This window comes from Clostridium sardiniense (genome assembly GCF_016907995.1).
GTDB lineage: Bacteria > Bacillota > Clostridia > Clostridiales > Clostridiaceae > Clostridium > Clostridium sardiniense.
Genome location: NZ_JAFBDA010000012.1, coordinates 84,250 through 99,281, shown reverse-complemented (window position 1 = coordinate 99,281; position 15,032 = coordinate 84,250). Strand labels below are relative to the sequence as shown.

At 27.1% G+C, this 15,032-nt stretch carries 14 protein-coding genes; 1 reads left to right on the top strand and 13 read right to left on the bottom strand.

The annotated features are described in order from the left end of the window. Window positions 1-25: 25 nt before the first annotated feature. The 13 genes from JOC62_RS11455 to JOC62_RS11395 all read right to left on the bottom strand — a co-directional run bounded on the left by JOC62_RS11455 (window position 26) and on the right by JOC62_RS11395 (window position 14,088). Window positions 26-2,674, bottom strand: coding sequence for a calcium-translocating P-type ATPase, PMCA-type (locus JOC62_RS11455; protein WP_204595408.1), 2,649 nt, complete (start codon window positions 2,672-2,674; stop codon window positions 26-28). 99 nt (window positions 2,675-2,773) lie between these two features. Continuing rightward, on the bottom strand, window positions 2,774-3,400 hold the full coding sequence (locus tag JOC62_RS11450; RefSeq protein ID WP_204595407.1) for a TerD family protein: 627 nt from the start codon (window positions 3,398-3,400) through the stop codon (window positions 2,774-2,776). A 20-nt stretch (window positions 3,401-3,420) separates the two neighbouring features. Then, window positions 3,421-4,062 carry a TerD family protein gene (locus JOC62_RS11445; RefSeq protein WP_243425060.1) on the bottom strand — a complete coding sequence of 214 codons (642 nt, stop codon included), beginning with the start codon at window positions 4,060-4,062 and terminating at the stop codon, window positions 3,421-3,423. A 23-nt stretch (window positions 4,063-4,085) separates the two neighbouring features. Then, a complete protein-coding gene (locus tag JOC62_RS11440; protein ID WP_204595406.1) occupies window positions 4,086-4,709 on the bottom strand; it encodes a TerD family protein in 624 nt (207 codons plus the stop codon). A 411-nt stretch (window positions 4,710-5,120) separates the two neighbouring features. After that, the gene (locus JOC62_RS19190) at window positions 5,121-5,345 is read right to left on the bottom strand and encodes a hypothetical protein (RefSeq protein ID WP_243425059.1); all 225 of its coding nucleotides are present in this window, start codon (window positions 5,343-5,345) and stop codon (window positions 5,121-5,123) included. 112 nt (window positions 5,346-5,457) lie between these two features. Then, window positions 5,458-6,801, bottom strand: coding sequence for a toxic anion resistance protein (locus JOC62_RS11430; RefSeq protein WP_204595405.1), 1,344 nt, complete (start codon window positions 6,799-6,801; stop codon window positions 5,458-5,460). A gap of 23 nt (window positions 6,802-6,824) precedes the next feature. After that, on the bottom strand, window positions 6,825-8,363 hold the full coding sequence (locus JOC62_RS11425) for a YceG family protein (RefSeq protein WP_204595404.1): 1,539 nt from the start codon (window positions 8,361-8,363) through the stop codon (window positions 6,825-6,827). Window positions 8,364-8,437: 74 nt separating this feature from the next. Further along, a complete protein-coding gene (locus JOC62_RS11420; protein WP_204595403.1) occupies window positions 8,438-9,184 on the bottom strand; it encodes an HAD family hydrolase in 747 nt (248 codons plus the stop codon). Window positions 9,185-9,209: 25 nt separating this feature from the next. Continuing rightward, window positions 9,210-10,262: a cysteine protease StiP domain-containing protein gene (locus tag JOC62_RS11415; protein ID WP_204595402.1), complete on the bottom strand. Its 1,053-nt coding sequence runs from the start codon at window positions 10,260-10,262 to the stop codon at window positions 9,210-9,212. 14 nt (window positions 10,263-10,276) lie between these two features. Further along, complete coding sequence (locus JOC62_RS11410; RefSeq protein WP_207758184.1) at window positions 10,277-11,518, bottom strand: phosphoribosyltransferase domain-containing protein; 1,242 nt, start codon at window positions 11,516-11,518, stop codon at window positions 10,277-10,279. A 7-nt stretch (window positions 11,519-11,525) separates the two neighbouring features. Next, window positions 11,526-12,617: an HpcH/HpaI aldolase/citrate lyase family protein gene (locus tag JOC62_RS11405; protein WP_204595401.1), complete on the bottom strand. Its 1,092-nt coding sequence runs from the start codon at window positions 12,615-12,617 to the stop codon at window positions 11,526-11,528. A 109-nt stretch (window positions 12,618-12,726) separates the two neighbouring features. After that, the gene (locus tag JOC62_RS11400; RefSeq protein ID WP_204595400.1) at window positions 12,727-13,284 is read right to left on the bottom strand and encodes a hypothetical protein; all 558 of its coding nucleotides are present in this window, start codon (window positions 13,282-13,284) and stop codon (window positions 12,727-12,729) included. Window positions 13,285-13,485: 201 nt separating this feature from the next. After that, entirely contained in the window at window positions 13,486-14,088 is a 603-nt protein-coding gene (locus tag JOC62_RS11395; protein WP_204595399.1) for a DUF445 domain-containing protein, read from the bottom strand. A 377-nt stretch (window positions 14,089-14,465) separates the two neighbouring features. Between JOC62_RS11395 and JOC62_RS11390 the strand changes: the two genes are divergently transcribed. Further along, a complete protein-coding gene (locus tag JOC62_RS11390; protein ID WP_204595398.1) occupies window positions 14,466-15,005 on the top strand; it encodes a 50S ribosomal protein L25 in 540 nt (179 codons plus the stop codon). Window positions 15,006-15,032 lie beyond the last annotated feature (27 nt).

Below are 15,032 nucleotides of genomic sequence, written 5' to 3'. Positions count from 1 at the left end.
AGCACCCTTTTTTATTTACCTAATTTTATCTAACAGCAAATTCTTTTTCTTCATCTATTTCCTTACCGCTATTTTTTGCTTTTACTATAATTTTTCTTATCATATCAAACGGAATAATAGTTACCGCTATACCAACTACTAATAACCATCCCTTTAGGCTTATTGGAGTACATTTAAAGAAATCTCCCCCAACATATGTTAATCCAATTTGGACTAACACTATTATTCCCATAACCTTTAAGAAACCTTTATTTTCATTAATATTTTCTAATATATTAACGCCTTCATTTCTAACATTAAATCCATTTGCTACAGCCATAAATACAAACATTGAGAAGAATCCTGTCATAAGCTCTGCTTCACTTCCAAAATAGCTTAAGAAGAATGGTGTTTTTAAGAATATAAAGCTAATTAAAGTAATCCAGAATCCTGCAAATAAAACTTGAGTCATCATCTTTTTAGAGACAATACTTTGACTTCTTGATTTTGGTTTCTCCTCCATATACTCTCTAAGAGGTGGCTCTGCACCTAATGCTAGTGCTCCAAGTCCATCCATCACAAGGTTTATCCATAAGATATGAGTAATGCCCAAAGGTTGTTCTATTCCTAAAAATGGTGCAATGGCACAAACAGCTACAGCTGCTACGTTTATAGTTAATTGGAATTTTATAAACTTCAATATATTATTATATATAGTTCTACCATATAGTATCGCATTTTCTATCGATTTAAAATTATCATCTAGTATAACTATATCGCCGACTTCCTTTGCTACATCTGTACCAGATCCCATAGCAAATCCAACATCCGCCCTCTTAAGCGCTGGAGCATCATTTACTCCATCACCTGTCATTCCACAAACTAAATCTAATTCTTGTGCCAATTTTACCATTCTTGATTTATCTGTTGGCAATGCTCTTGAAATAACCTTCAAACGTGGAAGTATTTCTTTAACTTCTTCATCTGTCATACTATTTAGTTCATCTGATGTTAAAGCTATATCATTACTACTATTTATTAAACCACTATCTTTAGCTATAGCTACAGCAGTCTCTTTTCTGTCTCCAGTAATCATAACTACTTGTATACCTGCGTTTTGAACTTCTTTTATAGCTATCTTTGCTTCTGGTCTTACATCATCTCTTATTCCTACAAATCCTACAATCACCAAATCGTTTGGAAGTTCATCAGACACTAATTCACTGTCGCTGCATGCAAAGGCAAGTACTCTCATTGCCTTTTCTGCTAATTGATCTATCTTTTTCTCTATCTTATCTCTACTTAGTTCTTGTATTTCTCCATTTTTGTCAACATATCTATTAGCATTAGCCAATAATTTCTCTGGTGCTCCTTTATATACAGTTGTATGTTTTAATTGAGCTGCTGAATATTTATTTTTTGAATTAAATTGTTGAGTTCCTTCTACTGCTATATTAGAATACTTATCCATTTCTTCTTTTGTTAAGAAGTTTAATAAGGCTTTATCTGTTGCATTACCACCAATAACTTGATTATCCGCATCAAACATTGCTGTAGTATTCTTACCTATACATAGAGAAACTAGTTCTTTAATTGTTTTACTTTTGTTATAACTATTCTCTAAGTTACCATCAAAAAATTCTACAACTTCAAGCTTTCCTTTTGTTATTGTACCTGTCTTATCACTAAATAATATATTTAGTGATCCTGCGGTTTCAATTCCAACTGGTTTTCTAACTAATACATTTCTTTGAAGCATTTTTGCAGTATTTCTCATAAGAACTATAGCAATCATAAGAGGTAACCCCTCTGGAACTGCCATTACTATTATTACAACAGCAAGCATTATAGTTTCAAGAAAATCTTTAAGTACAAATGCAAATCCAGTATCTAAATATGCATTAATACCTCCACTTATAAGTACCTTATGAAATATTAATGCTAAAGCAATAACAACAGCTCCAATATATCCAAATTTAGATATTTTATCAGCCAAATCTGTTAATTTAACCTTTAATGGACTCTCTACATCCTCTTCAGCCATATCTTCAGCCATTGATCCCATAACAGTACTCATTCCAACCTTTTTAACTTCCATTACTCCATAACCGTTAAATACAACAGCACCTCTAAATAAAGATGATTTATCTACAAAAATATCTCCTGTAACTGCAACCTCTCCATCATATATATAATCTTTAGATACAGCAATCTTTTCACACTCTTCAGCCTCTCCATTTAAAGCTGAATTATCAATTCTTAAATCACCGCTTATTAAAATACCATCAGCTGGTATTTTATCACCAAACTCAAGAATTACTAAATCAGAAACTACCACATCATCAACTGGTATTTCTATAGCCTTACCGTCTCTATAGACTTTACAGATGTCTTTTTCAGCACTACTTTTAAGTTTCCTATACTCATTATCAGATGCCATTTCTGTTTTAGCTGATATAAATGTTACTAAAAATACAGATATAACAATACCAACAAGCTCTCCCCATTCTGCATATCCCATAAAAGCCATCACTGCAAGTATTGCTGCAATTGCTAGTAACAATTTAATCATGGGATCTCCAAAGGCCTCTTTGAATTTATGAAAAAACGTCTCAGGTTCAGCTTCTACTATTATATTGCGACCATATTTATCCCTGCTTTTTTCTACCTCTTTTTTATTTAACCCACTATACAATTCTCTATACTCCTATCTTTTAATATTATATAAAATACTATGTCAATCTTTTCAGATTAACATAGTATTTCAACCCAAACCCATGTAATTATTATAATGTTATTGATATAATGCTAAAACTCCATTCAAGTCTGCTATTTTACCTTCTCCTATAGCTTTAAATTGCCATTCTCCAGCATCCCTATGAAGTTCTGCAAATATTATTGAAGTTGCTGTAGATCCATTTTCTTTTAAATTAAATCTACAGATTTCTCTCTCCCCATTATTCACATCCAATAGTCTAACATATGAATTATTAATCATTCCAAATGTTTGTCTTTTTTCTCTAGCCTTATCTATAGTAACTACAAATACAATTTTTTGTATTTCTGGACTTACGGCGCCTAAATCAATAGAGATTCTTTCATCATCTCCATCTCCAGCTCCAGTTCTATTATCTCCTCCTAATTGAATTCCTTGTCCTACTTTATTGTTGAAGAATATCACATTAGACACAGTATTAAACTTATTATTAGCATCAAGCATAAATGCAGCTATATCTAAATCAAAATCTGTTCCTCCACTTGCTATGTCCCATCCTGCTCCAAGTATTACTTTTTCAAGACCTGGATTTCTTTTTGTTAAATCTAAAACTGTATTCTTCTCTAAATTTAAAATATTTGCGGCTTGATTATTACTATTATTTAAAGGTGAATTACCACCTAAGTTACCTAAATTTATTCCCATCTATTTCACTCCTTAATAAATTATCTATATTCTCTTTCTAAATCTTCTATTGTTATTTGTAATAGGTTTCCTAATGCTTTAAAGTTCCAATCTGATCCGTCTCTATATAACTCTGCAAATAATATTCCTGTATTATCTCCACCGTTTTCCATTAGGTTAAATCTACAAATTTCTTTTTCTCTATTATCTGCATCTAGTAATCTAACATATGAATTTTGTACCATTCCAAAATTTTGTCTTCTTCTTTTTGCACCATATATAACTACTGAAAAAATAACCTTTGTACACTCTTGTGGAAGATTTGATAATGTAACTATTATTCTCTCATCATCACCATCACCTTCTCCAGTTAAGTTATCTCCTGTTAAATATATCCCTTGTGATTTCTTTGACCCAAAATATACTAATCCTTTTTTCTTGATTAGCTTACCATTTTCATCTAATAGTAGAGCTACTAAATCTAAATCGATATCTGCTCCTCTTCTACTAACGTCCCAGCCGGCACCAACTATCACATTATTAAGAGATGGATTTCTTTTTGTTAAATCAAGAATATCATTTTTTTGAAGATTTAATATACCTTGTCCCATATTTTGAGTATTCGTATTTTCGATAGACTTATTTTCTAATTCATTTAATTTTTTCTTAAAAAGTCCAAACATATCTCACATTCTCCAATCTTATATTACATATATAAATTTAATATACCATTTAAGTCTGCTATTTTACCTTCTCCTATAGCCTTAAAATTCCATTCTCCATTATTTCTATAAAGTTCTGCAAATATTACTGAAGTTGCAGTTGAACTATTTTCTTTTAGATTAAATCTACAGATTTCTCTTTCACCATTTTTTGCATCTAATAATCTTACAAAAGAATTCTCAACCATTCCAAAAGTTTGTCTCTTGCTCATAGCTTCAAATATACTTACTACGAAAACTATTTTTTGAACTGCTGGACTTATTTGTGATAAATCAATCTGAATTCTTTCATCATCCCCATCTCCAGCTCCTGTCCTATTATCTCCTTCTAAAAGGATACCTTGTCCTTGCATGTTATTAAAGAAAATAACATTTTGTTGTACATCAGTTACTTTTCCATTTGCGTTTAATAAAAATGCTGATATATCCAAATCAAAACTATTACCCGTTTCTGCTACATCCCATCCAGCACCTAGTATTACTTGCTCAAGTCCTGGTTCTTTTTTAGTTAAATTTAAAACGTCATTTTTCTTTAAATTTAATGCTCCTACTGAATTTTGATTATTTGTCATTCCTGGATTAAAATTTCCACCTAAGTTTATAGCCATAATATCCCTCCCAAATTAGATATATAATATAAAATTTATTATTAACTACTAGTTTTATCATACATAATAACTATATTTAATAACTAATTTCATTTTAACATATAGTATCTCCATGTCAATATATTGCAATTTATAACATTTTTTATATATTAATAAATAAATATACATTATTGTAATAATTATTCGGAAATTAAACTAGTAAGGTTAAAAATATATAGTGATTCTATCTACTTATAAAACAAATCCTATATCTTAAATTATAAGATATAGGATTTGTTTTGTTTTCTTACTGTTTTTAATCTGTTGATAATTTTGGGTTTTTAAGGACTTATTCATAAAGTATTTATAACTTTTTCTATTTTAAGAACTCCTCCAAAATAAATTTTTATTCTCTATTTTCTATTATCTTAGCTACCAATTTGCACAAATCAGCTTAAACTTTTTCAGCTGTTTATACAACTCTTTCGTGTGAATGTTTTGTATTCCTGTCGCCATGTTTGTAGTGCATACTATTCTAAGTACATCTATCCCTAAATAATTAGTTGATGTTAGTTGGAAAATGCACCAATATTTTTTTGAAGTTATAAAGCATACTATATTAATAAACCTTGCAGCAGACTTATATAAGTAAATCAATTTAAAATATAATATCCATAATTATAGATACAAAAAAAGAGTAAGGTATATCTTATATAACTTACTCTTAAAGCTTATATATATTCTATAATTTAGATTCCTTTTATATAAATTATAGTTTTATAGTCTTTTTCATATCTTGCTTAATACTTTCAAGTTTTACAACATTTTGACCTCTTTGTTGCTTATTTGCTTCTTGAATCGCTCTTGTTTCTTCAATACCTTTCATAATAGTATTATAAGATTTTTCAAGAGTTTCTATACTAATTGAGCTTGTAGATGCCATTCTTGCAATATTAGCTGATTGAGTAGCTGTGTTTGCAGCATTTCTTTGTATAAGCTCGTTTGTTTTATCATCTAATTGTTTAATTGACTTAGCTTGTATTTCTTGTCTTTTTAATATTATAGCTTGAGCTAAACATTGCTTAAATATAGGTAATGTTATGATAAATGATGAATTTATTTTTCTCATTAAGTTAAAGTTTGACATTTGAATATTTTGAATCATAGGTACAGCCTGTATTGCAACATTTTCAGCTATTCTTAAATCATAAACACGTTGATCTAACATCTCCTTTGCTGTCTCAAGCTTTTGTACCATCATTTGTTTTTCTTCTTGATTTATTTGATTATTATATTCATATTGATTTATATATAAATTAATTTCTTCTATTGCCATTTCACCAGCAACTATATACTTTTCTAGTAATTGATAAAACTCTATGTTTCCATCATATAATCTTTTAAGCTTATTATTAGACTCTCTTATTTCAGATTCATATCTCTTTAATAACACATATACTTTTTCAACTTCTAATCCCATAGTATCATATTTTTGGAAAAGTTTAGCCACACTTGTTTGAGCTGCTTTAAATATCTTTCCAATAAAAGATGGTTCCTTTATATCTTCAAGCTCTTTAACATCAAACTTGTCCATTATCTTTGTTAAATGAACTAACATTTCACTAACTTCTTCTGATTTAACTTCTTTCATAGAACTTAAAAGCTCATCTGAAATTTTTGATATGTTTGAACTAGCTTGTTGACCAAATTGAATTATTGAATTAGGATTAGCTATTTCAACTTCACTTGTCAAAGCTTGGACTTCTGGTAATTGTCTTAATCTATTTTTATATGCTTCTGCATTTTCCATAATATTAGCTTCTTGAGTTGTTTGTTGCTGGCCATATCCGTTCATCATACCTTGATTACCCATCATATTTTGGTTGCCCATCATATTTTGGTTACCCATCATGTTTTGATTATTCATCATATTTTGATTACCCATCATATTTTGATTATTCATCATATTTTGGTTATTCATCATGTTTTGATTGTCCATCATATTTTGGTTATTCATCATATTTTGGTTATTCATCATATTTTGGTTATTCATCATATCTTGGTTATTCATCATATCTTCATTGCCCATCATATTCATATCATTATTATTCATACTTCTCAATTCTCCTTAAATATTTATTTAAACAATCTAGAAAAAATACTGTTATTTGCAGGTTCAAGCTTTTTGTATTTTGATTTGTAATTCATTTCTTCTAATCTAATTATATTTACTCTATCTTTCCTTATAATTTTACATATATTATATAATCCTGATGGATTGAAGATAATTATATCAACTCCTATAATATGTAAATATGCAAGTAATCTTGTCATATCATCATTAATTTCATCTTCTCCATTTAAGTATATAACTATCTTTGGAATATTTGATGTAAAATCAAAGTTATCAATTAATCTAACAATATTTTTATTTAAAGAAATTACTAAAACCAGTAATTTCAAAATTGTATTTTTATCTAGTGGTTCTACAAACAATGTTTTATCTAATATTACCTCATTAAATTTATTTAAAAGTAAATCCTGAACTTCTATACTATATTTAGAAAATTTATATATTGGAAGTTTCTTTATCTCTTCAATATCAAATGTTCCATCACTTAATTGACAGAACATTAGTTGAAACATATCATCTGTAACTTCAACATCTTCTGATATATCGCCATTATTAAAAAATAAGGTATTTGTAGAATCTGTACAGTGCTTTACTAATTTATAATATTTATCTTTATCTAAATATTCTCCATCAAACTTTTGAAAAAAGCATGGAACTTTAACTGTTTCAGTTGATGTCTTAAATCCTTCTCTTAATTTTGCTGGTTCATTCCAATATATAAATACATCTTCATCTATTCCATTTAACAATACACTCTTTGTATATTTCCCTCTAAATTGCCAAGGGACATACATTCCTGTATTAGTAAATAATTCTTCTCTTACATCTCTTTGAAGCTTTTTAGTTAAAGTCTCATTATTTTCTATTACTCTTCCCATTGAAGTTCTTTCACTAAAGCTTCTAACATCTAGTATGTTCATTTTCTTAATTTCAGTGCTAAGCTTATCTGTATCGATTCCTTCAAAATACTCTTCTTTTAATGGATTAATATAGATTACATCAAAATTCATTAAATATAAAATCATTAAAAAATATACTTCATGTCTCTCTATATTCCCATAAAAAATACACTTTGGATTTATATCATCATTAAAATTAATTTCTCTTAAATATGAATATGCCCAAACAATCAACTTTGTAATGAAATTATTTCTTACATTATCACTAAAGAAATTTTCATTTCTAATTGAAAGTGGAATAACATAATCCATGGCTCTTAAAAATATATTATTAACCTGACTATCATTAAATATAATAATATCCTCATTGACCATGTTGTATATATTCATGGATGATAATTCATTATATATATACTCAATAAGCTCCATCTCTCCATTTAAAGGAATTCCATTATCAAAAATTAATTTTCTGTCAGAAATTTCTTCACACTTCACTTCAATAGTTTTTAACAAATTATCATAGTTCTCAATATCCTCTACCCCTATAAATCTATAAAAATATGGTATGAATTCACCATTATTTTTTCTATCATATTTGCTTCTAAACATAGAGTGAATTATAGTCTGTAAATTTATAGTCATTAAGATCACTCCTCCCATGCACAATTATATTTTATAACAATATATCCAATAATATCAATATTTTATTCCTTAATTTACATATATCTTTCTAGTATATCTAGAATGTCTTCTGTAGAATATATACCATCTTTCTCTGTAATTATGGCATCATCATGTTTAAATATACTATGCTTTGGAAGAATACATCTGCCTCTTCTTGTGAATTCAATATCAACCTCACTATCTCCAGCTGTAAATACATTATTTATATCAAACTTTTCTATAACATAATCAACAGCATGTATCTTATCTATTTTCTCATGTATTATAAAGATCTTAACTCCTATTTGCATCACTTTATAAGGTGATTTAAAGTATTTAATCAAAATACTTGCACCTTCTTTGGCATCAATAACAGTTTCGCATTTTACCGTAATATAAAAATCTTCTATATTTCTAATTTCTATATTTTTTATGTTTAAACTTTTAATAAGTTCTATACTGTCTTCTATCTCTTCTTTTTTAACTAAACTTTTCATTTTTAAATCCCACTCATAATCTAGTACTCCATTCCTATATATCTGTGCTCCATTTGTACATATAATAAGTTTAGGATTATATTCTTTTATAAAATTGATTCTTAAGGTCTGATCTATATTTCTCATAGTGCAAGGTATAAATTCAATAATATTTTCTTTTAGCATATTTTGAAGTTTATTGTAACTTTTTTCTGTCATATAGGTTATTTCTCTATCCCCTATATGTTCAACACATTTAAAGCCTTTATTCTTTGAATGTATTATAGTTCTATCTAAGTCTGTTATAAAATTTATTTTCCCCATATCTTTGCATTCCCCTTTTAATTTATTATTTTATAATAGCAATACATTCATAATGGGTTTTATCATATTTCAAAACTTTAACATCCTTTTCTTTTGAAAGCTGAATTATATGCTTTACATCTTTCTCTTCTATGTCCTTTATTAATATACACCTAACCTGTCTTCTTAAAAGAGCTCTAGATGCTTCTCCGATACTAAGCTTTATCTTATTTATATCAGCTACATCAAACTCTTCTCTTATATCTTGTACAATTTTTTCTGCTGTTTTCTCTCTTTTATATTTCTCTATATCATAATTCTCTACTTTAAAGCATTCTTCAATTTTCTTTATAAATTCATTTGAAAAATCATATTCTTCTAAATAATCCAAGTATTTAGCTCCATGAAAATCATCTTCATTAATATATTTATCATTATGAATAGTTCTGCTTATAAGTCCACTCACAGTAGAATTTAGACAACAATTTGGAATTGCTATATCTTCCCTAGTTCCACATACTGTACATAACATAGCAGGATCAGCTATAGCAGCTAGTCCACTTGAAACATTTTCTCCAAACTCTCTATTAAATAACTCTATTGATTTATCTAACTCCTTAGTTATTGATCCCTTTCCAGTCCATCCATCAACAAATTGTATTAATCCACCTTTATGCTTTTTTAATATAAATTTCAAAGCATTAAAATCTATTCCCTTACCTCTAATTATAGATATACTATAGTGCGGTATATCTATATTGTATTTAAATTTAATGTACTTTTTAATAAGTATTCCAAAAGGTGTTCCTGCTCTTGCAAGAGATACTATTACTAACTTCTCTCCCTTTTCTTTAAATATAGTATCTGAAATTATTTCTACATATTTTGCTATTTCTTCTTTTTTATCCTCTAAAAGACTTAAAAATATTTCTGTCATTTCTTTGCTTGGTATACTTTCCTTCGAAATAAATTCTGAATAATTTATTCCACTATTTATAAGTTTCTCCTTCTCTTCAACTGTAATCTCATTTATCTCTTTAGATAAATCTTTTAAAAGAAATACTACATCTTCCTTATAGCTACTCTTAACTAATTTCATAGCTGCCTCCCAATCTATATTTTATATATAAGTATATTTGATGTTAATTTCATATTTAAATCATTTTCTGTAATAAGAATAACCTTATCATATCTCTTTTCAATGTCTTCTTTATTGTACATATAATACTTAATACCAGAATCATAAAATACATGTGCAGTCTTTATTGGGTATTCATCTATATTCTCACAAAATATAGGACTTCTTGTAGTAGATTTAAAATAAGTATCATTTTTTAAATATGATGCAATCTTACTAGGTATATAAATATTTTCTCCATGTCCTAGAATTAATATTTTATCACTATCTTCTATATCATCTTCAATCATCTTGGCTATGCTTTCACATTTTTTATCTAAAAGCATAATATCTTTCTGATTTACTCCAAACCTTCCACTATCTTTATAGTAATCCACATTTTCATCTTCACTTTCAATCTGAATTCTATCCAATATATTAAGGTTATTTACTGACGTTTTTTCCTCTATTTCATTATCTATGTAATTATAAAATACACTATTGTCATTTATACTTATATTTCCACTTATAAGCGATAACACTTCTATATCTATTCCTTTTTCAAGAGCTAAAGAATCCATTAATTCTTTATTTAATGAATTTCTCCAATCTAATATACTAATTATTGTATATTTCTTTATTGAAGTTACATTAGATAATTCTCTTATAATATTAATCATTGATTTCCCAGTTGTTATCTCGTCATCCACTAATATCATTCTATCTTTATTAATTATATCTTCTTTTAATATTGGAAAACACTTATGCATAGTTGCATGAGAATGCTCTTCTTCAAAATTAACAAGAGACTTAATTCCTGTTATATTCTCTCTAGTTGTTGTTAAATAATAAGAATCTTCTATTGATGAAGCAACTGCCATACCAAGGCCTGTTGCAGTTTCTGCAAATCCTAGTACACAGACTTTCTCACCTCTAGTATTAAAAGTGAATTTATCAATGACCTCTTTAATATGCTCATCAATATAATTAGTAGATTTTATATATGCTAATATATCTTTTAAATCTTCTAATTCTTCACTAGATGGCTTGTACGTAAGAGAAGCAAGAAGAATTCCTATTGCCTTGCATACGTCTGCTTTTACTTCAATATGTTTTCCAAGTACCTTGCTAATAAACAGAAAATTTCTAAGCTTATTATTTATTCTTTTACCCATAACTATTAGATCATCTAAATTAATGTCATAAACATTTTTATCTATATTTATATCTATACTCATAATACTCCTATACCATCTCTTTCTTTAATAAATCATAATTACATATACCTTCATTTAATACTCCAAAAGCTTCTGACCTAAGAATTACTTTTCTTGCCCAATTTAAATGAGGTAAAACTTCATTCATTTTATTATCATTTTCCCCTTTAAAAACTCCACCCACATTGGAATTTTCTATTATGTTTGTTGCATCAATATATTCTTCATAAGTTACAACATACATTGAGTTTACATATTTCACTTGTGCTGGATGTATAACTGTTTTCCCTAAAAATCCATTTACTTTATCAAGCTCAATTTCTTTTAGTAAACCTTGTACCTCTTTTGAATTTATGTCTTTTGAAAAATACTCAAATACCGGAGCTGAAATAATATAATTATCAGTATTTCTTGTAAAAAAGTTTAAAACATCAGTTAAACAATCAGAAACTACCATTAAATCATATATCGATGTACTTACAGTTCTTCTTAAAGAAAATTTAGAAGAAAAATCTGTTCCTCCAACTCTTATATTTAATATTAAATTCTTATATGGCTCCAATAATGACTTAATTTTATCTAATTCTAAATACCTAAATTCCTTATATATAACCTTTTCATCTTCAATTATAGGCATTCCATATAATACTGTTTCATATTTATCATTTAATTTTTTTAAATGGCAAAGATATTCCTCTCCATTGTTTGAGTTAAACTTTGGAAATATAAATCCTGCCAAAATATTAGTATGATCTTTTGTTAGGCTACTTGAAAATTTCTTGAATTGATCTATACCTCTTACTCTTAAAAATATTAAAGGTAACTCTTCATCATTTAAATCTCCTTCTTTCAAAAGCTTGCATATATCACCGAATAACTTTAATACATTCTCTTCTGCAAAATTAACTTCACTTTCCTTAGTTGCATCCTCAAAACAAAGAGTTATACATCCTATATTTTTAAATTCTTTATTCTTTATTTTTTTCAAAATATTTTTTGTAGCGCTCATATACATATTCGCCCCTAAACAATACTTTAAAACTTCTTTATCTATATATTTATTAAAATTTCCTGGTTCTTTGTAGAATATGCCCTTTAAAACCTCATTAAAATACTTCACTTAATCCAGCCTTCTTTCATATAAATGATAAAATACAAAGTCGATCTATAGAATAAATTATATAGACCGACTCTCTTTATTTACATATACTTCTTAATTTAATGTCCCTTTACTCATCTCTGTCTAGTATAGATTTTATCTTTTCATTTTTTTCATCATATGATATTATTTTGATTTCATATTGTTTCTCTATATTTTTTATTTCATCAAAATATATAACTTTATTTTCATGAACTTTCAATTTTTTAAAGTATTCATCTTTATTTATTATATCCATAGCAAGAGCTTTATCTAATTTTTCCTTCTCGCTCTCAAACTGTTCTTTTACTTTTTTCTTTTCTTGAAGGATTAGTTTATCATTTAATTCTTTTGATGCTTCTACTACTTTAGCCTTAAGCTCTTCTCTTTTAGCTATTTTTGAATCCAAAGTATTTAAAACGTCGTCAACATTAAATGTCCCAATTTCATTATTTAAATTTTTATGTTCTACAAATCTTTCCCCAATCTCTGCATAAACTGATTTTATCTCTAGATTTAAACACTTTATTTCTTTTTCCATAATGTTTATCTTATCTTGCTCTCTAGTAGTAACTGCAATAGTATTAGCTAAGTCTGATACATTTTTCCCTATAGATTCAGTCATATTTTTAATATTTTTAAATAACATCTCTCATACCTCCAATTATATAAAGTCTAAATACCCACTTTATTTAGTATCAATTTTACCATAATATATACACTAAGTATATATTATCCTTTTATGATTATTATTAACTTAAATAAGTAAAACAAAAAAAGTGAGATTATAATATTCAAAAATTTATCATAATCTCACTTTTTAACTTTATTTCCTATTTATTATGTAATATTAAATTAACGTAACTATAATACCTTGAATTAAGCCTATAATTCCCCCTAAGAAAAAACCTAATATTTCTATATGCTTTAACTCTTTTTTAGCAACACTTATTATAATTCTTTCAAGTTCTAAAAGATCTGATTCATTTACCTTCTCTTCTACTATTTTTTCTATGTCTATTCTTTCCTTAACCTTTAGAAGCATCTTTTCTTCTAATTCTTCTAAAGCACCATCTACTTCTTCATTTATAATTTTATCTATTGGACCTTGTACCATCATTCTAAAAGGCGCAGGTATAAAATCCATTTTTTCATTTACTAAATTTCTTATTTTATCTTTTATATAGTTATTTAAGTCTTCTTTATCATTCTCATTTATAGATGAATTAATTATATCATCTACTGATAATAATTCCTTTGAAACAACTTCTCCAATATTCTTTGCTATTTCTTTTTTTCTTTTTGGTATAAGTCCTATTATTTCTATATTTAGTATTGGTATTTTTATTGGATTTATTGGTCTAAACATTAGCTTTATAGCTAAAACATTTGTAATCCATCCTATAATTCCACCAACTAAAGCTAGTACAATTATTAAAACTACTGTATTCATTTGTAATTCCTCCTAATAAAATTTCACATTATATAGATTACAATAATCTTAAAAATTAGTCTACTAACAATTTAATTAATATAAATATTTAAAAAATTATAAAACTCTATCACTTTTTCATCAATATTAAATTTAAATCATATATTTAATTAACTTTTTACTATATTTGTCTTTAAATGAAATATTTTAATTATTTATGTTATAATATAGCTATGTCATATCGAAGGAGGCGTATGTAAATGGTGGAATTTAGCGTTCAAGTGCTATAGCAGTTCACTAAACAGTTTACTAAATATCGATATAAATATTAAAACTCTTAAGCTGCTTATACCTTGATAAAATCACTTATTATTTATAAAAGAAAAGAGGAATTTATTATGAATGAAAAAGCATTTAAGATAAGTAAAAGAACGTCAAATGAAAAAACAAACAAATTAAGAAGAGATGGATATGTACCATGTATTGTTTATGGAGAATCTTTAACTGAGACTATTCCAGTAAAAATTCCATTCACTACTCTTTTAAGATTGTTCAAAGAAAATACTAGAGGATCAATTATTCCTTTAGATATTGATGGAGAAATTAAAAATTGTGTAGTAAAAGACATACAAAAAAATAATCTTGGAGAAGTTATTCATGTTGACTTCCAGTCTGTAGAACATAATGAAATTGTTAAAATGAAAATTCCAGTTAATTTCTTAGGTGAGGAAAGTCTAGAAAGTAAAAATTTAATATTTGAAATATGTACTCCAGACTTAGAATTCCATGGAAATGTAGAAAAAATACCAGAGCTAATTGAATATAATATTTCTGGTTTAAATTTTGAAGATAAAGTATTTGCTAAAGATATTTGTATCCCATCAGGTGTAGAATTAGTAACTGATCCAGATACAATTTTAGCTGTTGTAAATGCTTAATATATTGAAGGAGCATGTACATAGGGT

Coding starts and splice junctions, on each gene's coding strand:
- JOC62_RS11450 (WP_204595407.1), bottom strand. CDS start 3,400: ATGGGAATAAATTTAGGTAACTTAGGTGGTAATTCACCTTTAAATAAT.
- JOC62_RS11445 (WP_243425060.1), bottom strand. CDS start 4,062: ATGTTTGGACTTTTTAAGAAAAAATTAAATGAATTAGAAAATAAGTCT.
- JOC62_RS11440 (WP_204595406.1), bottom strand. CDS start 4,709: ATGGCTATAAACTTAGGTGGAAATTTTAATCCAGGAATGACAAATAAT.
- JOC62_RS11430 (WP_204595405.1), bottom strand. CDS start 6,801: ATGAATAATAATGATATGAATATGATGGGCAATGAAGATATGATGAAT.
- JOC62_RS11425 (WP_204595404.1), bottom strand. CDS start 8,363: ATGACTATAAATTTACAGACTATAATTCACTCTATGTTTAGAAGCAAA.
- JOC62_RS11420 (WP_204595403.1), bottom strand. CDS start 9,184: ATGGGGAAAATAAATTTTATAACAGACTTAGATAGAACTATAATACAT.
- JOC62_RS11415 (WP_204595402.1), bottom strand. CDS start 10,262: ATGAAATTAGTTAAGAGTAGCTATAAGGAAGATGTAGTATTTCTTTTA.
- JOC62_RS11410 (WP_207758184.1), bottom strand. CDS start 11,518: ATGAGTATAGATATAAATATAGATAAAAATGTTTATGACATTAATTTA.
- JOC62_RS11400 (WP_204595400.1), bottom strand. CDS start 13,284: ATGTTATTTAAAAATATTAAAAATATGACTGAATCTATAGGGAAAAAT.
- JOC62_RS11395 (WP_204595399.1), bottom strand. CDS start 14,088: ATGAATACAGTAGTTTTAATAATTGTACTAGCTTTAGTTGGTGGAATT.
- JOC62_RS11390 (WP_204595398.1), top strand. CDS start 14,466: ATGAATGAAAAAGCATTTAAGATAAGTAAAAGAACGTCAAATGAAAAA.